General features: G+C 42.8%; 12 protein-coding genes. 4 read left to right on the forward strand and 8 right to left on the reverse strand.

Annotated features, from left to right (window positions below; translation table 11 throughout):
* Positions 1-7: 7 nt before the first annotated feature.
* Positions 8-1,759 carry a gamma-glutamyltransferase gene (gene ggt / locus OPS28_RS11615; RefSeq protein WP_442863987.1) on the reverse strand — a complete coding sequence of 584 codons (1,752 nt, stop codon included), beginning with the start codon at positions 1,757-1,759 and terminating at the stop codon, positions 8-10.
* Positions 1,760-2,025: 266 nt separating this feature from the next.
* Complete coding sequence (locus OPS28_RS11620) at positions 2,026-2,787, reverse strand: enoyl-CoA hydratase (protein WP_265609614.1); 762 nt, start codon at positions 2,785-2,787, stop codon at positions 2,026-2,028.
* A gap of 171 nt (positions 2,788-2,958) precedes the next feature.
* On the opposite strand from OPS28_RS11620, the gene rrtA reads away from it, so the two are divergent.
* Positions 2,959-3,570 carry a rhombosortase gene (gene rrtA / locus OPS28_RS11625; protein WP_265609615.1) on the forward strand — a complete coding sequence of 204 codons (612 nt, stop codon included), beginning with the start codon at positions 2,959-2,961 and terminating at the stop codon, positions 3,568-3,570.
* 45 nt (positions 3,571-3,615) lie between these two features.
* Here the strand turns inward: rrtA and OPS28_RS11630 are convergent, their stop codons facing one another.
* Entirely contained in the window at positions 3,616-6,099 is a 2,484-nt protein-coding gene (locus tag OPS28_RS11630) for a S9 family peptidase (protein ID WP_265609616.1), read from the reverse strand.
* 159 nt (positions 6,100-6,258) lie between these two features.
* Here OPS28_RS11630 and OPS28_RS11635 point away from each other — a divergent pair, with 159 nt between their 5' ends.
* Positions 6,259-6,801 (forward strand): glutathione peroxidase, encoded by a 543-nt coding sequence (locus tag OPS28_RS11635; protein WP_265609617.1) that lies wholly within the window; start codon positions 6,259-6,261, stop codon positions 6,799-6,801.
* A 350-nt stretch (positions 6,802-7,151) separates the two neighbouring features.
* Here OPS28_RS11635 and OPS28_RS11640 read toward each other — a convergent pair whose 3' ends face one another.
* The 3 genes from OPS28_RS11640 to OPS28_RS11650 form a co-directional block, all read right to left on the reverse strand.
* Positions 7,152-8,405 (reverse strand): cystathionine gamma-synthase family protein, encoded by a 1,254-nt coding sequence (locus tag OPS28_RS11640; protein ID WP_265609618.1) that lies wholly within the window; start codon positions 8,403-8,405, stop codon positions 7,152-7,154.
* On the reverse strand, positions 8,406-9,026 hold the full coding sequence (locus tag OPS28_RS11645) for a 1-acyl-sn-glycerol-3-phosphate acyltransferase (RefSeq protein ID WP_265609619.1): 621 nt from the start codon (positions 9,024-9,026) through the stop codon (positions 8,406-8,408).
* 235 nt (positions 9,027-9,261) lie between these two features.
* Complete coding sequence (locus tag OPS28_RS11650) at positions 9,262-11,166, reverse strand: CHASE3 domain-containing protein (protein WP_265609620.1); 1,905 nt, start codon at positions 11,164-11,166, stop codon at positions 9,262-9,264.
* 1,006 nt (positions 11,167-12,172) lie between these two features.
* On the opposite strand from OPS28_RS11650, the gene OPS28_RS11655 reads away from it, so the two are divergent.
* Entirely contained in the window at positions 12,173-13,366 is a 1,194-nt protein-coding gene (locus OPS28_RS11655) for an amino acid aminotransferase (protein WP_265609621.1), read from the forward strand.
* A 50-nt stretch (positions 13,367-13,416) separates the two neighbouring features.
* Here OPS28_RS11655 and OPS28_RS11660 read toward each other — a convergent pair whose 3' ends face one another.
* The gene (locus OPS28_RS11660; protein WP_265609622.1) at positions 13,417-14,571 is read right to left on the reverse strand and encodes a hypothetical protein; all 1,155 of its coding nucleotides are present in this window, start codon (positions 14,569-14,571) and stop codon (positions 13,417-13,419) included.
* 638 nt (positions 14,572-15,209) lie between these two features.
* On the opposite strand from OPS28_RS11660, the gene OPS28_RS11665 reads away from it, so the two are divergent.
* Positions 15,210-18,398, forward strand: coding sequence for a TonB-dependent receptor (locus OPS28_RS11665; protein ID WP_265609623.1), 3,189 nt, complete (start codon positions 15,210-15,212; stop codon positions 18,396-18,398).
* Between the two features lie 135 nt (positions 18,399-18,533).
* Here OPS28_RS11665 and clpA read toward each other — a convergent pair whose 3' ends face one another.
* Entirely contained in the window at positions 18,534-20,810 is a 2,277-nt protein-coding gene (gene clpA / locus OPS28_RS11670) for an ATP-dependent Clp protease ATP-binding subunit ClpA (RefSeq protein ID WP_265609624.1), read from the reverse strand.
* Positions 20,811-20,826 lie beyond the last annotated feature (16 nt).

Genomic DNA, 20,826 nt, shown 5'->3' on the forward strand with positions numbered 1-20,826 from the left:
GGGGCGCTTAACGCCCCACTGCGACCCCTTCCCTACGGGGGTCTGCGCCGCCAATGAGTTTACCATTGCGAAATTCTATGCCATGCAGGCCACTGTTTAAGTCCATCACCCTTATCGTATGGCCACGTTCAACAAGTTCATCTTCCAAATTTTCAAGTCCTGTCCCCTTCTCGAGCGCTGTATAATCATTTCGGTTAGTGACTTTAGGAAGGTTTATGGCTTGCTGAATATTTAATCCATAGTCCAACACCCCAATGAGTGTTTGTGCTACATAGCTGATTATTCGGCTGCCTCCCGGTGAGCCGAGTAACACTTCCAGTTTTCCCTTTTCGTCAAACACCATAGTAGGGCTCATGGCACTGCGAGGACGCTTATACGGTTCCACTTTATTGGCAACAGGGTAGCGATCTTCAGCGGGTTGAAATGAAAAATCGGTTAACTGATTATTTAACAAAAATCCTTCTACCATTAAGCCGGACCCAAACATAAACTCTATGCTGGTCGTCATCGAAACGGCATTACCTTCTTTATCCACGATGCTAATATGGCTGGTATTAGGTTGCTCAACTGTCATCCCCACCCCAACTTTAGCGTCAGCGTACGGCCTACCGGCGCGCACCTGCTGCCACTGTTTGTTCAATGCGATCCCTTGGCCTCTACGATGGAGATACGCTGTATTTATTAAGGCTGCAAAAGGTAAATTAGTAAAATCGGAATCCGCAATGAATTGTTTCCGATCAGCGTAAGCTAACGAAGTGGCCTGAGTAAAAAGATGAATAAAATCGGGGCTCATCAATTCAGTATTTGAAAAATCATGTCTTTCAAGCATTTTCAATATCTGATAAACGTTAATGCCACCAGAACTAGGCGGAGCCATGCCGCAGATAGAGTGCTTTTTATATAACCCACAAACCGGTTCACGTTTGATCGCTCGATATGCCGCCAAATCCTTAACCGTCATATTGCCGGGATTCACTTTTGAAGAGTTGACTTCTTTAACTATTTTTTCGGCCAGCCCTCCTTCGTACATATAGTCGGAGCCCTGTTGTGCCACTCTTGTTAATGTACGGGCTAATGCCCTGTTTTTTCGAATATATCCTTCCGTTAACGGTTTTCCTGATGGGTAGAAATAGGTAGCACTGACGGGAAATTTCTTTAATCCCGGGTGGTAATTCAGGGCAATAAGATCAGCTAAGCGTTTTGAAACTCTGAATCCTTTATCGGCGGTATTAATGGCATCATCAAAAAGATCTTCCCACTTTAATTTCCCAAAATCACCCTGAGCCATCTCAAGCGCTTTCAACACACCAGGTACACCAACAGACTTCCCCCCCACTACAGCATCAATCCACTTCATGGGCTTAGTGCCTTCCATAAACCAATAGGGATTCACATTCGCCGGCGCCATTTCTCTGCCATCATAGGTATGAAGCGTTTGATTTTTATTGTCCCAGTAAAGAATGAAGGCGCCCCCTCCAATACCGGAAGATTGCGGCTCTACCAACGTCAGCATAGCTTGAACAGCTACGGCTGCGTCAATAGCTGAGCCCCCCTTCTCTATTATGTTGCGACCCGCCCAAGAGGCATAGGGATTGGCTGCTACTACCATATACTCCTTTGCAACATAGGCCCGCTTGTCGGTATAACCGGTGGCCGCTTCCGGTTCAGCCCGATTTACCGAGTCCTGGGCTACTGCGCCAAACTGAACCAAAAAAATTAGCGTGCAAATATAATGTATGAGCGAAAGCTTAATTGTCAATTTTGCTACCTTTTAATATTAGAGGATGTTTGCTTTTTTCATTTAATTTTAAAGCGAATAGTCATTTATTTAAATAAAGAAGGACCTAATCTATATATACCGTTTTTAACCGAGCCGATACGCTTGCCCAAAGCTTTACGTTGTTGTCAATACAGAAGATTCACTTTAACGGTTTCCCTGCCTTCGCTATTTGCCCCTTACCGGGGCTACAAAGCTACATGAATCGCGCTTGAGCGGGTACATTCGTAAAACGACCACATTTCCCTTTACTTAAACTTATTTCTGTCCACCGGGCGTTTCTCTAAAAACGCGGAGAATGCTTCTTTTGCAGCGTCCGTTGTCATCGCTTCAAGAAATACATCTAACTCTGCGTTCATCTGTTGCAGAACGGCGTCGGTATCGTTAGACATTAACTGTTTCGTTTGCGTAAGAGCAAAAGCAGGCTTTCCTACTAATGCCTGACAAATCGCCGACACGGTTCCTTCCAACCTATCGGAATCAACTATCCGACTGACTATGCCAAAATTCATCGCCTCTTGTGCTTCGATAGGCTCACCCAGCATCAACCATTCACTGGCTTTTCGCCGACCAGCCATTCTAGGGAGTAAATAGCTTGAGGCATATTCAGGCACGAGGCCGAGATTGATGAAAGGCAATATAAAGCGGGTATCTGGAGCACAATAGACAAGATCGCAATGGAGTAATAATGTTGTACCGATGCCGACCGCTAACCCATGAACCTGCGCAACAACCACTTTTTCGCATTCCACTAGCGCTTGCATAAAAGCTACTGTGTCAGTCACATTATCACTATGATTTTGACTGGCGAAGTCATGAATATCATTTCCTGCCGTAAAACAACTACCTGCGCCATCAATTCTGATCACTTTGACGCTCTCGTCATCTCCGGCTTGAATAATTGCATCGGCAAGCTGTCTGTACATGTCCCGAGTTAAAGAATTTTTTTTATCTTCCCGATTCAAGGTAAGGCGCATCACCCCTTTTTCAGTATTTATCTGGATACTCATAATGTTCCTTTTTGCTTTGATAATGGTTTGAATTTTTTTCTTGTTGAATAATTTATTGTCAAATTCTGCGCTAAATTCAGAGCGAGGTTTAGTTTAATGTGACTTCGATACTATAATTTACGTTATGATAGCGCGCTTAGCCAGTTAGCAAAAATTTCTTATTAGATATATATGTTTAAAAAACCTGCTCGCCCAGCCAATTTCGTAGGACCATTATTTATAGCATTAACTGCGGTAGTCCTGTTTCTGTTAGAGCCTGCTTCAGGGCAACTTTTGGCTTATGACCGCTATGCCATTCAAGGCACAGAAACGTGGCGAATGCTTAGTGGTAACCTTGTCCACACCAATGGTGTACATTTATTACTAAATGTTGCGGGACTCGCTTTATTGTGGGCGCTGCACGGAGAACATTATTATCTACCCACATTTTTACGCGTATTTTTATGGACCTGTGTGGGGTGCAGTGTTGGCATTTACTTTTTTTCTGAAAATTTAATTTGGTATGCTGGTTTGTCAGGAGCATTGCATGGCGTCTTCGTTTGGGGGGCATTTAAAGACATAGAAAAGAACGTTCTTTCAGGGTGGGTGTTGCTGGCAGGGGTAGCCTTAAAAATTATCTATGAACAAACGACCGGGGCGAACGCTGAGCTCGAGCAATGGATTGATGCTGCGGTGGCAATTGATGCGCATTTGTATGGCGCGGTTAGCGGAGCAATTTTATTTATTATAATGCGCTTAATAAGTACTTTCGGTGCCCGTTGGACATTATTAACGCAAAAATAAATATGAAAAAGTTCACCGCCATCACATAAGATGGCGGCGTTTTCCTTAAAGGTTCGTTTCAAACAACTTATAGATTCTGCGGTATTCATCTAACCAGGAACTTGGCTGAACAAAGCCATGCGGTTCTACAGGATAAATTGCCGTTTCGAAATTTTCCTTTTCCAGCTCAATAAGACGTTGCACTAACCTTACTACATCTACAAAGAATACATTGTCATCTACCATAGGTGCATTAATAAGTAAGGGCTTAGTCAGGCCTTCGGCGAAGTAAATGGGTGAGCTGCGCTCGTAAGCAATGGGGTCAATATTAGGTGTATTTAGAATATTCGCCGTATACCCTGTATTGTAGTGGGCCCAGTCACTTACGGGTCTTAATGCAGCCCCGGCCTGGAACAGATCAGGTTCATTAAATAACGCCATAAACGTTAAAAAGCCTCCATAGGAACCACCATAAGTACCAATACGTTGCCGGTCGACATTGGCGTTCTTTACTAACCAATCAACACCATCTTGCAGATCTTGTACTTCAGGGGTACCCATTTGTCGGTAAATAGCGGTGCGCCAGTCACGTCCGTATCCTGCAGAAGCGCGATAATCCATATCCAATACCACATAACCTTGCTGGGCTAACATGCTATGAAACATAAATTCGCGGAAATAACCTGACCACCCTAAGTGGGCGTTCTGTAAGTAGCCAGCGCCGTGGTTAAACACCACTGCTTTGCGAGCCTCGCCTTGCTGGTAGTTTTCTGGTAGGTAAACACGCGCATAAATAGGTTGCGAAGTATGACTCGATTCGATAGCAACAACCTGTGGCGTAGTCCAGGGTAAAGATAAATATTTATCGCTGGTAGTATGGGTGATCTGTTGCGGCGATTCACTTCCGTTAACACTACTTAAATAAAGTTCTGGCGGACGCGTTACTTTACTATGCATTAATAGAAGATGCTGCTCGTCAGGACTCAGCGTGTATTCGGTTACGCCATTTAAATCAGTCAGCGCCTCTTGTTGCATAGTTTTCAGGTTTACGCGATAAATTTCGTAAATTCCAGGATGCTTCTTATTTGCTTCGTAATAAACCCATTGATCATCGCGGGTGACTAATGGGTTGTCTACCACAAACTGTCCAGATGTTAGCGCCACAGGCGCCTGACCTGGTTTTTGAATATAAAGGTGTGCGTAACCAGTATGTTCCGACTGATAGACCAAGGTTTCACTCTGGTGCAACCAACCAAATTGATTATAGCGATAATTTACCCATGCCTCATCGTGCAAACGATGCTGATTCACTAACTTTTTGTTCTTAAAATCAACAGTGGCAATCCAGCGATCCTTGTTATCCCACGCCTCTAACATCAACGCAACTTGTTGACCATTTTGATGCCAGCGCACTGAAGGTTCAGTCCAGTACCAACTTTGCAACAAGGTGATGTCCCTTGGTAGGCGATTTACCTGATAACGTTCGCCTTTTGCTTTTGCATTTTCAGCCTTGACCTCTGCTAATACGTCTTCGTTGTAACCGGGTAGAACAGTATAAGAAAGTTTGTGCTTTTTATTGTTAGTAAGATCGATCAACCACACTTCATGGTTCTCTGGCTCAGCATCAGCTACCCGTTGCCGCGCATCAATTGATGCAATGCGGCCATCCTCTTGAATGTAATGGGGCATAATATCGGTGTCGCTACGCCAGGGTTTATCTTCTGTGGTAACGATTATCGCGTAATTCCCTGCCGGAGAAACCTGGCTTGCAACTAAACGATGTTTTTTGTCAAAGTAAATTGGCTCCGGGGCGAACGCAGTATTTGCTGAAGCTAATTTTTTATTCTCGTTATAAATAACCTGCCGATCGTCCCGTTTATTTTTTATGTACTCTATTAATTCTATTTGTTGTTCCGCGATATAGTCCTCGGCCGCTTTAACTGGTTCGGGTTCATCGGCAAACTTCCAGCTAATCAGCTCCTCACGTGCACCTGTATTTAGGTCAATCGCCACAACACGATTAGAAGTTTGTGCCATTAACCGACCATCAGTCATGAAGCTAATGCCACGCAACTTACTGCCACCGCGGGTTATCTGTCGAAGTTGATCGTTCGCATAGACAAAAATACTGTCGCCTGCTCGAATAGCAGTCATACTGCCATCCTGACTTACTGTTTTTTCGTCATATTTAAATAGATGGCGTTTGTCATATGATACTTTCTCAGCTTTCTCGGGCGTGTCCAAGTCTGCTGCAAAAACATCGTCTATGGGTGAACCTTGCCGTTTACGCGTATACACCAATGCTTGGCCATCAATCGAGAAACCTGGGTTTTGCGGTTGGCGTCCCAGCCAATCCGGATCGGACATGATCTGTTTCAACGTGATTGTGTTAGTTACGTCACCCGACATTTCCACTTCAGGTTGAATGACTCTTGTCACCTCTCGTGACTTTGCCTCAGGTTCTGACTGCACCGACTGCTCAGTGGCCGTGCAGGCTGTTATCGCTGTGGAGAGTGCGCCCACAGCAAAATAAAAGGTAATTTTTTTCATATATTTTTCTATTGATTAATCTATTGAGTATCCCGCCCCATTATACTCAGCCTTCAAAGCAGATGGTCAAGTTTGATCTACAATAGTGTGCCATTTGTCTTGCAGACAGAGTGAAATCCGCGCAAAATCAATCTAACTAGTCAAAAAAAGAGCACTGATATGAAAAAAAGAACACTTGCGATTGTATTGGCGTTGCTGTCATCTACTGCGCTAGCAGACTCGTGCCCTTCCGTATTGAAGTTTATGAAGCGGAAGTTGAATTCTCAGGAGACAGTTAACTTATGTGAAGAATATAAGGGTAAAACGTTATTGATCGTAAATACCGCGAGCTATTGTGGATTCACTAAGCAGTTTAAAGGCTTAGAAGCGATGTATGAAAAATATAGAGATAAAGATTTTACCGTGCTGGGCTTCCCCTCTCATGACTTTAATCAAGAAGCCAAAGATGAAAAGAAAACGGCTGAACTATGTGAGCTTACCTATGGTGTGGAATTCCCTATGTTTGAGCCTACATCTGTGAAAGGTGATAATGCAGACCCTATGTATAAAATGTTAGAAAGAGAAACCGGTGAAGAGCCATCTTGGAACTTCAATAAATACCTTGTAGATAAAAAGGGCAATATTCTTAAACATTATGGTAGTAGAGTCAGACCAACAGACCCTGAATTAGTGAACGACATAGAACGCGCGTTAGCGATGTAGCGTTTCTACGTTTTTTACTGGGCGGATATGGGGAATGCGCCTTCGATTTGATACATTCCGCTTGCTGTGAACTCTCACTGCATCGAGGCAAATTGATGCTATAACTATAAAAAAGCCCCGCAACGCTTGCGGGGCAATCAAGCACACTCAACTTGGAACACACTTTAGCGAAAAAGATTATTCATCATAGTAAAATATAACTACAAAATAATACTTTTTGCTAACTGCATAGATTTAGTCAACACAGTAAATACTAAGTTCAATACTTAGCTGCCCTACCAACTATAGGGTGTTCCAGGCCAGACGCGTAGACTCTTTACTTTTCAGCAAGTTAACTATTACCCATTTTTCTAACCGGGCTGGTTAAATTTATTTAATGCCCGGGAGAAATCGCTGACTAAGTCATCAATATCTTCAATACCAACCGATAGCCTGATCATCTGATCGTCAATACCCATTTGTGCGCGTTCTTTTGCTGTATTTTCAGCATATATGGTGGCGGCCACTGGCAGTGCTAACGTGCGGTTATCGCCTAGGTGCGTAGCACATATTACGAGTTCCAGTGCATTCAGCAAAGCCACCACATCTAACGCTTTAGCTAGAGTAAAGCTCAATATTGCGCCATATCCGTCGTGAAAATGTTCTCTAGCGATATAGTGTTGCGGGTGATTCGACAATCCCGGGTAAAATACGCGCTCTATTTTCTCGTGAGAGGCTAAAAAAGTGGCTAGTTTAAGTGCGTTGTCACAGGCTTTTTGGGTGCGCAATGCCAACGTTTCCATTCCTATGGAAATCGCATGTGCGCTTTGGGGGGCAAGGGTTGCGCCCAAATCGCGTAAACCCTTTTTCTTTATCTGGGTTAAACCCCATTGTGAAGCATCGCCATTTTGATACTGGGGTTGAATGTTAGGAAACGTCTGCCAGTCATAATTCCCCGTATCAATTACTGCGCCACCTAACACATTACCATGCCCAGACAGGTACTTGGTTAGAGAAGTTACAACCAAAGAAGCATTCATCGCTTTTGCGTTAAAAATCACAAAAGGGGTCATCGTGTTATCCACAATGAATAGTATGCCGCGTTCTTTGCAGTAGCGTCCAATAGACTGGATATCGGCTACCTGAGTGACCGGGTTTGCGATAGTTTCGCAGAAGACCGCACGAGTATTAGGTTGGTACGCATCAATCACTTCTGTCAGCTTGGTTACGTCAACATAGCTAATTTGAATACCGAAGGATTCAAGCGTACCCATGAAGCTTCGCGTATTCCCAAAAAGATAACGGCTTACAATTATATGCTCGCCTTGTCTGAACAATGCTAAGAATGTACTAGAAATGGCGCCCATGCCCGTTGCAAAACATAATGCACCCTCACCGCCCTCTAACTCATTGATCATTTCCTGTAAAGCACTAACAGATGGTGACGATGAACGCGAGTAAACGTGGCCGGCCTGCTTACCCTGAAACACATCAATAATTCCTTGTGCATCCTCGTATTCGTACAACACCGAATTGGTCGTAGGAGAATGAACTGCTCCTTGTTCAATATTATTGTTTTTCCGATCAAGATGAACTAACTGTGTAGTCATGCCTTGCCTGCTCACCTATTTATACTCCGTCACTTTGCACTGGGATGGATATCTTGCTGTCACCGTAGCATAAAATGCATAAATTGTTTGCATTTGTTCGTCTATATTATCTTCGATCTTTAGTACGGGTCCAAAAATGAGTCTTTTGCGCTTGTAATCCAACCCTACACACTGGACAGGAACGTGTGCCGCATTCGCAATATGCAAAAAACCTTTGCGCCATGGGTACACCGCCTTTCTCGTTCCTTCTGGAGCCACCACCAACACTATTGTTTGTTTTTTTCGGATACTTTCTGCGGCTTGGGCTACCACACCATGCGCCCTGCTTCTATCTACAGGTATACCCCCTATGCGCTTCATAAACCAGACCAAGGGCGGCCTAAACAACGTATGCTTGCCAAAGAAGCACACTTTCAACCTCATCGACATGATGATTAGTACGCCAAGTACAAAGTCCCAGTTTGATGTATGGGGAGCCATCGATAATACGACTTTCGGCACGCTAATCATTTCCCCTTGGGCCCGCCACCCCATTTGCTTTAACAACCACTGACAAAGCGATGAGAAAACTGTGCTGCCACCTGACTCATAAGTGACGGGCTTAATCTTAGGAGTGATTAACACAGGGTCTGACATTTTTAACGAGTTTTCCACACTATGAATGTTTGCACTCTGAAAAGCATTTTCACTGGTCCAGCTGGAGTTCCACCCACCCTAATGCCAAATAGTATGGCGAAAAAGCTTCAGAGGAAGCGTATCGTTAGCTTTCCCATACTTCCCGAAAACGTTAGATCCGCAAAGTAAAAAGTAATACGTAGCGCTTATGTTCTAAAAAAACGTAAGTATTGCGTTATACGTTACTAATGAATTTTCATTTACTGACGTACTTACGAATAACATTATTTAAATCGGCAAGGTCATATGGTTTCGGTAAACACTCATCAAAACCCAATTCTCTATACAATTCGCGGTCAGATCTCATCACATTGGCAGTTATAGCGACAATTGGAAGATCAGCATAATGACGTTTAATTTCCACGCACGCGTCCTTACCATCCATCACCGGCATTTGAATATCAAGAAAAACCAAATCAGGCTTTTCCGTTAAAACACTATCCAAAGCTAATCTTCCATTGGCTACAACTTTAAGCTCAACGTTATATGGCTCAAGCATAGACGAAAATATCATCTGATTTATTTCGTTATCTTCAGCCAGCAATATTCGACCTTTTACTGACGTCATTTCCGGAAGTTCAATATTACGTGCAATTCCTTTCTCAACGCCTGGGGCTAGAGGTAAAAAGATCCTAAACTCTGAGCCTTCACCAACTTTACTTTCTACCGATATCGTACCGTTCATGAGTTCAATTAATCGTTTAGTGATAGGTAAGCCCAGGCCCGTTCCCCCAAAATGGCGTGTGGTTGAGGAATCTGCCTGCCCGAACCGCGTAAATATTTTTTCCAATTGGGAAGGGGTCATTCCACACCCTGTATCGCGAACTGTGATTAACACTCCATTTTCTGGTTCGAACGATTCTAAGGTCAATGTGACAGCTCCGGCATGCGTGAACTTGACAGCATTCGAACATACGTTTAGCAAAATCTGATTAACTCTAACAGGATCGCCTTTCCAATATGTGGAATGGAGTCGGTTGATTATTTCAAATTCTATCCTCTTCTCATTGGCCATGGGATATAAATCTGATTGAATGACCTCAAGAATAGATGGTATATGAAAGTCTATATATTCTATGTCTAGCTTGCCCGATGCAATTTTGGAAAAGTCCAATATATCATTAATGATTGCTAGCAAATTTTTACACGATTGGGTACTTTTACTTAATATACTTTCACCTTTAGCCGATAAATTTTCACGCTTTAGCAGCTGGAGTCCGCCATAAATACCATTCATCGGTGTTCTGATTTCATGACTCATATTAGCCAAAAAATCACTTTTCGCTTTTTCACTTTCCTCTGCTTTAGTACGAGCAATTGATAGACTCTTAAATGCTTTTCGCACCTCACCTCCCATCCAGGTCAAAGTTTTCGCGAGTTGTGTTACTTCCAGAATCGCTTTATTAACGTGAAATTCCTTCATTTCGTGAGCTTTATTCGCTCTCGCTTGCAGAGTAAGAGACAAGATAGGATCGATAACACGTTTCTTTACAAAAATGCTTGCGATAACCACTAATATCAGAAGCAATGCCTGAGCAGCAAAAACAGCGTTCAGACTAATCGTTTTAGCTTTTTCAAAGTTAGCTAGGCGCTGGCTGAGCAACATCAACTCTTCTTGTTCGAATTGTTCCAAAAGCCCTTTTATTTCAGTCATTAAGTTCTTACCAACATCACTGTTTACCACCTCTATTGCTGCTTCTTTATTGCCTTCCTTAGTAAGCTGTATAGTAAGTCTAAGTTCTTCAAATTTTTCTGTTATTAAACCTGACAGTTCATTAAGACGTGTTGTTTGACTTGGGTTGTCAGACGTTTTATTTATTAGGGCATTCAGGTTTCGGTCTGCTTGGGTTGTACCGTCGTGATAAGGTTCGAGGTAGGCTTGGTCTTCCGTAACAAGAAATCCGCGTTGGCCTGTTTCGGCATCTTTAACGTTTGATAATAGAGATTTGCCAAGAATAATGACTTCGTGAGTATGTCTAACCCAGCGCTCGCTTGTATTGGTCATGTTCTGACTAACTATGAAAACAGTGAAATTCATAATCAGCACACTGATCGCTACAATGAGAAAAAGCTGAAAAGCCTTTTTTAATGACAGTTCCAAACTTCTCTTAACTCCTTCAATTAAGAATGTTGCCCTAATGACACGCTAATTACTTACCAGCTTTTGCATACTGCTATGTTCCTCTACCCTTTTGTTCGGTTAAAGGCACAGTCTCGGATATAACAAACATACGGTACATTCGGGTTAACAAAATTTTTTTTTGCTAATTTCGCATGTTTACTTACCGCACCCTCACGCTTTCACGTTATATGTTTATTGGAACTATATTTAAAGATATCAATGAAATGAACAAATGCAAGCAATTGCCTTTTACACACATAATCTACGACTAGTTTGGTTACGCTACGCTTTTGTATCATTGCTGCGCAGAGCCACGAGTTCTTAAAAGAGGAGGTCTTACCACTTTTACCAAACCAATCTGTGAAGAGTTAAAGGACCTAAAGCAGGCGAAGGCCGTTCGAATGCCGGGTAACTGCCTTCCTCGCGACAAAGAAAACGACGCGTCACAGTAATTCGATGGCACACAAATCGTAAATCTCTTTGCCTAATACGCTTTACTTAAATACCTTTGTCTTACTATGGACATCTCGACAATCGTTGCAAATCAATATTATAGCTGGCTGTAGAAACAAGAAGCCATAACGCATCTCTATTTACCTTTACACAACTATTATCTTCTACGTTTCAAAAATAAAAACCATTACCTGCCATTTAGCAAACTATCTTGGTGCCGAATCTTGGATGTATGCCCCTATACTCGGTTATTTTAATTTAGGGAGGCGCAAACGCGTATACATGTCTCGTCATTATAACCCTCCAACTATTTAAGACACCTTTTTATCTCATCAGTTTCCATGACAGGCCACGTAAGACCCCGACGATCTCCCATCGTAAATGTCATACTAAAAAGAGTTGTATACCCAGTTAAACGTCAATTTGTTATGCGACCCGATATTTATTTAATTTGATAGATTACTCGATCTTTTACAGAGCAATGGCATAATGCGACTCATTAATAATGATTTTTATAGCCTAAGGAACTCTTGTGTTTGAAGTGTTAACTCCCCTAGCGCCCGACCCTATATTAGGACTTTCTGTCGCATACAATGAAGATAGCCACCCGCAAAAAATTGATTTGGGTGTGGGTGTTTATAAGAATGAACAAGGCCATACCCCCATTTTAAGAGCGGTGGCAAAAGCACAACAAAAGCTATTGGCGACAGAAAAATCAAAAACGTACATTTCGCCGCAAGGTAATCAAGGTTATATAGATGGCATGCTAAGGTTACTGCTGTCTGATCACAGTAAGGCATTACTGGATAATCGAGTAGCCGCTGTTCAGGCACCCGGTGGATGTGGGGCTTTGCGTATTTTGGCAGAGTTGATAGTACGCGCGAATAAAGATGCCAAAGTATGGGTAAGTGACCCAACCTGGGCGAACCATATCCCTCTGATAGGTTCAGCTGGTTTGTCAATTGAGACCTACCCTTATTTTGATAAAAATACTGCAAGCATTAATTTTGATGCAATGATGCAGACGTTGCGTCAGTGTAACAAAGGAGATGTGGTTCTTTTGCACGGTTGCTGCCACAACCCTACCGGCGCAGATTTAACTAATTCGCAGTGGGATCATATCCTGCAAGTTGCTAAAGAGCGTGAATTCGTTCCGTTTCTGGATGTAGCCTACTTAGGCTTTGGTGATGGTTTAGATGAAGACGCTTACGGTATTCGTCTTCTTACTGATAACCTACCTGAAGTGCTTATCGCAGCTTCATGTAGTAAAAACTTCGGGCTTTATCGTGAGCGTGTTGGTTTAGCTGCTATCGTGACAAAAGATTCCGCTAACAGTCAGGTTGTACAAGGGCAAATCCAATCGGTCGCCAGGGGCATTTACTCTATGCCGCCCAGTTATGGGGGAGCTCTGGTTGATTTAATTTTAAACGACGAACAGCTTAGACATGAATGGGTCTCAGAAGTTGACGAAATGCGTAACCGCATGAAGTCGCTTCGTTCAATGTTAGTCGATCAACTGGCAGTTAATGGTGCGGATCGCGACTTCAGTTTTATCAACCGCCAAAAAGGCATGTTCTCGTACCTGTGTATTACCCCTGAACAAGTGAGGGATATTCGTACAAAACACAGTGTTTATTTTGTCGAATCCAGTCGGGTAAATATTGCCGGCATTAATCACAATAATGTTGAGGCACTGGCTAAAGCCCTCGTTGATGTAATCCAATAACGTCGGAGTTAGGGTGGGCCTCGCTCACCCATTAGTATCGCTTGCCTATGCTAGAAAAATTCGATGGATTGGTGATGATTGCCCTCTTCTTGTTCAGCGGGAATGGCAAATTCATCGATCTTCGTTTTTAATCTTATCGTTACGGCGCTTAAAAGCGTATCCAAATCCGCCATCCCTTCGTTATTCGCTCGGGACTCTAATTCTTTTTCAATTAGGTCCACAAAAAAGTTTTCCTGAACTTCAGTCAGTTCCAACTCATGAAAACTTAAGTGAATTTTCGCACTCACGGTATCTACTATAGTGCGCATTTCTTTACTTAAATTAATGACATTTTCATTTAATTTTCCCAGTACGACCTGCATATCGGAATATGTGTCATACAGAGCCTTTTGTTGCAATAGTTTGACATGTTGGGTGTTTATCGAAGTGATTAGCTTTGCGCCCATATCAAGAATACAGTCGTAAATAACGGTGTCATTGTCCGTGATATGTTTAACCAACAGTGAGACATCCCCATCATTAAGCATGATTCTTCTACCGAAACGGTAAATTCGCCCTTTGTCATGCAAAACATTAAACACCTTCTCTGTGGTCTCGTCGCATGGCGTTAAATCCGTGTCGAAATACTCAGTGTGGTTTTCGCTGCGTAACGATAACGCACAGTGAATCCCACTCCCTGCTAGCGTTAATAGAATTCTTTTGGCAATACTTCTGCTATCTCCTGCACTACTGATGGACGCTGCCAAGTCCATTCCAATTCCATAAATAGAAGCCTGACTTAACGCAGTTTGTGTAACCTCTTGCGACTCTGAAACCGCTTTTTTGACGCCATGAATGGCTTCGATATTCTTTTTTAGAGCCAAGATATTTTCGGTGAACTGTATGACTTTATACGGCTTGGTGAAGTAATAAGAGATCCCTCCCTGGAACGCCTTCGTCATGGCGACTTCACTTTTTTCTTCTGTTACTACAATAATAATAGGCTCAGAAAATTGATCACCTTCGTCAACGAGCGCCCCTAATGAATCAGCTGTTTGCTGTTCGATCTGCCATTCACAAATGACCAAATGCTGATGGTCAGTCTTAAGAGCGTGTGTGGCGGATGGAAAATCCTTCACCTTACTTATATTAAAAGAGTCTGACAGTGCTAATTCGTAAATTTCGGATTGGGTATCGTCGGGTTCAACAATGAGTAAATTTAACATTCAACCTCCCTATCAATTGCTTTCATCTAATACCCTATACATGAGTGCGTGAGCCCACATCTTCGCGGATTGATATAGGTGTTTGAGAGTGGAAATTTAACGAGTAGCGATCTCCGATTAAATTTGTATAAAACCCACTTTCCACAAGTATAGGGGATAATTTAAAAAAATCGCCAATTACACATAATTAACGCTCTGCTTAGTAAAATTAATACCTGTAGCCGCCAGGTTATACCCCTTATAGCAATTGAATTAATCTATTGATCATTTCACGTTCAACCTCAACCAATGACCAAACTTTAACCAACCCTTTCTATTTTGTAATACTTTTAGCGGTTTTCCGGTGCTTGATAGTTACAGCGCTAATTTGGGCCACGAAATGGTGTGTAGCGCTTAGTTTTTAACGCTTTTAGTGCTGCTCTACCATTGTTCTTTTTTCAGTATTATTACAATTATGTGAAGAAAATTGGTAAAGGTGCTGGTATCATTCGCGTCCGCAGTAATAGCTGATTATATTAATTATTAATTCAGCGAAACGTTAAAAATATGTTGCCCACATTTAGACGCGGCGGCTATTTAAGATCAATCAATAACAATAATAATATTTAAGTCAATATCGCATATTGCGGAGAAAACACATGCTAAAATTAACCCGAGTAGCCCTTTTGGTTACAAGTGCACTAGTTGCAACTGGCCAGGCTTCGGCGCAGGAAACCTCCTCAGAAATTCGTGGTCAGGTACTCGATACCTCTGGCAACCCAATTTCTGGTGCTATTGTCGAAGTTATCCATACCCCTACAGGAACCAGGAAGGTTTTAACTACTACGGATAGCGGTATTTTCCAAACATCAGGACTAACAGTAGGTGGACCTTACATTGTTAGATTACAAGATGGTTCACAGTACGAAGCGCAAACCATCGATGACTTATTTTTACAGTTAGGTCGAACTGCAAGCGTATCGTTAACCGCTGCAGAAAGTCAGCCTGAATATGAAACTATCTCAGTGACTGGGCAAGTGGCGATGTCAGGTGCTTTAAAAAAAGGGCCAAGTTCTGAGTTTACTGAAGGTGACATCAACAAAACCCCTTCTATCAGTCGCGATATCAAGTCGTTATTAAAGCGTGACTCTAAAATTATCGTTGACCCCACCGCAGACGGCGGCCCGGCAATGTCAATTGCGGGAGGAAGCGTACGTGGTAACAGTCTGACCGTAGATGGTGTAAAACAAAACGATGACTTCGGTCTAAATAAGAATGGTTACCCAGGCCGTCGTACCCCGATTTCCCTTGATGCCATTGAACAGTTGTCGGTTAATATTGCCCCATTCGATGTAACCTATGGTGATTTCCAAGGTGGTAACGTAAACGTTGTCACTAAATCGGGGACGAATGAATTTCATGGTTCTGCTTTCTACTTCCGTTCTGACGACAGCATGATCGGCGATGAAAGCGAAGGTCAAGATTTAAATATTGGCGAGTTCAAAGAAGACACTTATGGCTTCTCAGTTGGTGGACCTATTCTGGAAGACAAACTTTTCTTTTTCGCATCATATGAAAAATTTGAGTCGACTTCCCCCTACTCTTTTCCCTTCGACAACGAAAACGGAACTGTAGAGCCTAATGAGCGTATCGGTGTAACACAAGCCGATTTCAACCAGATTGCGCAAATTGCGCAAGATGTGTGGAACTATGACATTGGTGGCTACAACGTACCCAAAGAAGAAGAAGACGAAAAACTGCTGGTTAAATTAGATTGGTATATCAATGATGATCATCGTGCATCATTAACCTATCAAGATAACGAAGGTAATACGGTTCGTGATTATTGGGTAGAGACTTTTCCTAACTCTAACGTTGCCAGTGCTGAATCAAACCGTTACAACCAAGCTGAAACGTTAGAAGCAGTTAGCTTACAGGTTTTCTCGGACTGGAATGATGATTTCTCTACTGAAATTAAGCTTTCAAATAAAAAGGTTGAAACCAGTCAGGATCCATTGCTAGGCGCTAACTTTGGTCAAATGCTGATAAATACCGACAATGGTGGGCAATTATATATAGGTCCAGATCAGTTCCGTCACGCCAATGAGTTAGATAACAACCGTTTTGCAATGAAACTGAAAGGTGATTATTACCTCAATGACGAGCACAAGCTAACGTTTGGTTGGGAACATGAAGAATTAGAAGTTTACAACTTGTTTGTGTTCGGTTCATTAGGATTCTCCAATTTCGCCAGCGTTGACGATTTTGCCAATGATAGAACTGTGCACGTTTTCCAAAATGCGTTAGACGGAAACCCGCGTAGTGCTGTAGATGAATTTGAATATTCATTAGACACCTTCTATTTACAAGACGAGTGGAACATCAATTTTGATTTAACACTTACTTACGGCTTCCGTTACACAACGTACGCTAACGATGATCTGCCCGCGTATAACAAATTTTTTGAAGCTCGTCATGGCTACACCAATCAACACAACTATGATGGCTTAGACTTATTTGAACCTCGCGTAGGCTTTACCTATAACTTTGATGAAGAGACAGTATTTCGGGGTGGTTTAGGTCTATTTGGCGGCGGCGGTCCCAATGTTTGGCTTTCAAATTCTTACGGAAACGACGGTGTTCGCAAAGCATTTAGAGTATGCGCGAGTGAACAAACAGGCCTTAGTGGTTTCGGCGTTGCGGTGTGTGATTTTGATGGGAGAACGACACCTCAAGTAATTCTGGATCAGCTTGCTGCGGCAAAAGGCATGAATAACGGTGATACCAACTCCGTGTCGCCTGATTTTGAAATACCGAGCGTGTGGAAATTAAACCTAGGTGTCGAACGCAGACAAGATATTCCTTATTTAGGTGAAGACTGGACGTTAAGTGCTGACTTCATTTTAAGCGAAGTCAACAACGCAGCTATCTATCGTGAGCTTAACCTTGATCAAGTTGGCACGGCGCCTGACGGCCGCCCAATTTATAACGAGGTCTCACCCTTTGACCTTTCTTTGGAAAATACAGGTAAAGGCGGTGGCCAGGTTTGGAGCTTCAGCGCGAACAAGAACTGGTACACAGACTACGGTGTATTTGGGTTAGACCTTGGTTATACCTATCAGGATATAGACGAAGTTAATCCGGGTAATGCCTTCATTGCATTTGAAGGTTACTCGATGCCGGCAAACTATGACTTCCAATCTGAGACTCTTTATAACTCAGAATATGAAGTTCGCCACGCCTTGTCAGCAAACTTCAGCTGGAGTGAAGCACTGTTCGGTGACAACTTGACCACTATCAACGTCCTTTACACTGGCCGTTCGGGTAGACATTACAGCCATACCATGCGTTCAACTACTGCTGAGTTTGGCGGGTTTGTGAACTCTTCATTTGCTGACTGGACTGCGTACAACTCACAGTCACTGTACATTCCCACAGGACCAAATGATTCAATCGTTACCTACGCGCCAGGTTTCGATCAAGAGGCTTTCTTTGGTTATATCAATGGCAATGACTGTTTAGCTGACAATGCGGGTACGATTTCTCGCCGTCACGCTTGCGAGAGCGACTGGATTAACCGTATTGATGTACGTTTTATGCAGGAATTCATGATTACTGATGAACAGGCTATCGAAGTTATCTTTGATATCGAAAACCTGGGTAATCTGTTGAATGATGACTGGGGCCGCGCTGCGGGTTATGTACAACCATTCAATGCGCCTGTTGTTGACGTATCAATTAATGACAATGGTCAGTACGTATACGATAACTTCTCTGAGCCACAACCAACAGTAGCATCTGTAGCATCTGTATGGAAAGTTCAGCTAGGTGTGCGTTACAGATTCTAATAAGCGCTCCTTAGGAGCTGAGTCGACGTTTTAAAGTAAAGACCCTCAATATTGAGGGTCTTTTTTTAGGTATTAAAAAACCTGCTATCAACTAGATAGCAGGTTTAATTGCAATGTAGTGGTATGGAGCGTTTTCTAGCTCTCTTCAGCTTCCTGCTTTTCGGTACTTTGCATATTATAGGTGAAGTTTAATTTGTCACCGTCATATTCAACATTAACATTACCACCTTTATTCAGTTCGCCAAATAACAGTTCATTAGCTAGTTCTTTCTTAATTTCTTCTTTTATCAGACGCGCCATGGGTCTTGCTCCCATTGCTTTGTCATAACCTTTTTCTGCAAGGTAAGAACGTGCGCCCTGCGATACTTCCAAAGATACCCCTTTCACGTCCAACTGCGCCTGCAATTCAATAATAAATTTATCCACTACTTGAAGGATAACCTCTACATCGAGGTGATTAAACCATATGATGCCATCAAGCCGATTTCTAAATTCGGGGGAAAACACTTTATTAATTTCCGACAATGCATCATGGCTATGATCCTGTTGACGGAAACCAATAGATTTTCTTACTGTTTCCTGCACACCCGCGTTCGTAGTCATCACCATCACTACATTACGGAAATCAACTTTTCGACCGTTGTTATCGGTTAAGGTACCGTGATCCATCACCTGCAGTAAGATGTTGTAAATATCACTGTGTGCCTTTTCTATTTCGTCCAGTAACACCACTGAATAGGGATGCTTAATGACCGCGTCGGTTAATAACCCTCCCTGATCAAAGCCGACGTAACCCGGAGGCGCACCAATTAAACGGCTCACAGCATGGCGTTCCATGTATTCTGACATATCAAAACGCACCAGCTCTACGCCCATAATTTTTGCCAACTGCTGGGTCACTTCTGTTTTACCCACCCCCGTTGGCCCTGCAAACAGAAAACTACCAATTGGTTTTGTTTCAGTACCTAAACCTGAACGTGACAGATGAATAGCGTCGGTAAGCGTTTCTATAGCTTTATCCTGACCAAATACCACCATCTTAAGGTTACGACCTAAATTTTGGAGCACGTCTTTATCAGAAGCCGATACCGACTTCTCTGGAATGCGTGCCATTTTCGCTATGATTTGCTCGATATCTCCCACACTAATGGTTTTCTTACGCTTAGATTGGGGCAGCAAGCGTTGACTCGCTCCCGCCTCATCAATCACATCAATAGCTTTATCTGGTAAGTGACGTTCATTAATATATTTAGCAGAAAGTTCGGCAGCGGCTTGTAACGCTTTTTGCGTGAAACGAACACTATGATGTTCTTCATACCGTGATTTAAGACCTTGAAGAATCTTTGTAGTATCACTTACACTCGGCTCAGAAACATCAATCTTCTGAAAGCGTCGTGCCAACGCCCTATCCTTTTCAAATATTCCCTGATATTCCTGAAAGGTGGTGGAACCCACACAGCGTAACTCGCCACTACTTAGTTTAGGCTTGAGTAAATTAGAGGCATCCATCACCCCACCAGAGGCTGCTCCCGCGCCAATAATGGTATGTATTTCATCAATAAACAGGATAGCGTCTTCATTTTTACTCAATTCGCGTAGAATAGCTTTTAGCCTTTTTTCGAAGTCACCACGATATTTAGTCCCTGCAAGCAGTCCACCTAAATCGAGCGAATAGATCGTGCTATTCTCGATAACTGCCGGCACCGTTTCATGCTCGATACGATAGGCTAAGCCTTCGGCAATTGCAGTTTTTCCCACTCCAGCTTCGCCCACCAGTAGCGGGTTATTTTTACGTCGGCGACAAAGGATCTGAATAGTGCGTTCTAACTCGGAATCCCGCCCAATCAAAGGGTCAATCTTGCCTTCTTTCGCTAACTTGTTCAGGTCAGTTGCATATTTAGCAAGTGCAGAACCGCCCTCTTCGGCCTCGGTGGCTTCTTCCGAAGATTCAGTAGAAGAAGTTCCTTCTTCATCCGCTTTGCTTACCCCATGACTAATGAAGTTCACCACATCTAGGCGCGTTACATCCGACTTTTTAAGAATATAAACCGCTTGGGATTCTTGCTCACTGAAAATGGCGACCAATACATTGGCCCCCGTCACTTCGTCTTTACCAGACGACTGAACATGGAAGACTGCTCGTTGTAATACACGCTGAAAGCCCAAGGTTGGTTGGGTCTCCCTCTCATTACTCTGGTCTTCTAAAATTAATGGTGTGGTATCTTTTACAAATTCAATTAATTCGCCTTTGATAGAGTCAATGTTCGCTCCACACGCTTTTAACGCTTCCTGAGCAGCACTGTTATCCAATAGCGCAAGCAGCAGATGCTCAACTGTCATGAATTCATGGCGATGTTCTCTGGCAAAAACAAACGCTTCATTTAAGGTTTGTTCTAAATCTTTATTCAGCATAATACGCGCCCTCTAT

Origin of the sequence: Alteromonas sp. ASW11-130 (assembly GCF_026183735.1) — a bacterium.
In the GTDB taxonomy this organism is placed as follows: domain Bacteria; phylum Pseudomonadota; class Gammaproteobacteria; order Enterobacterales; family Alteromonadaceae; genus Alteromonas.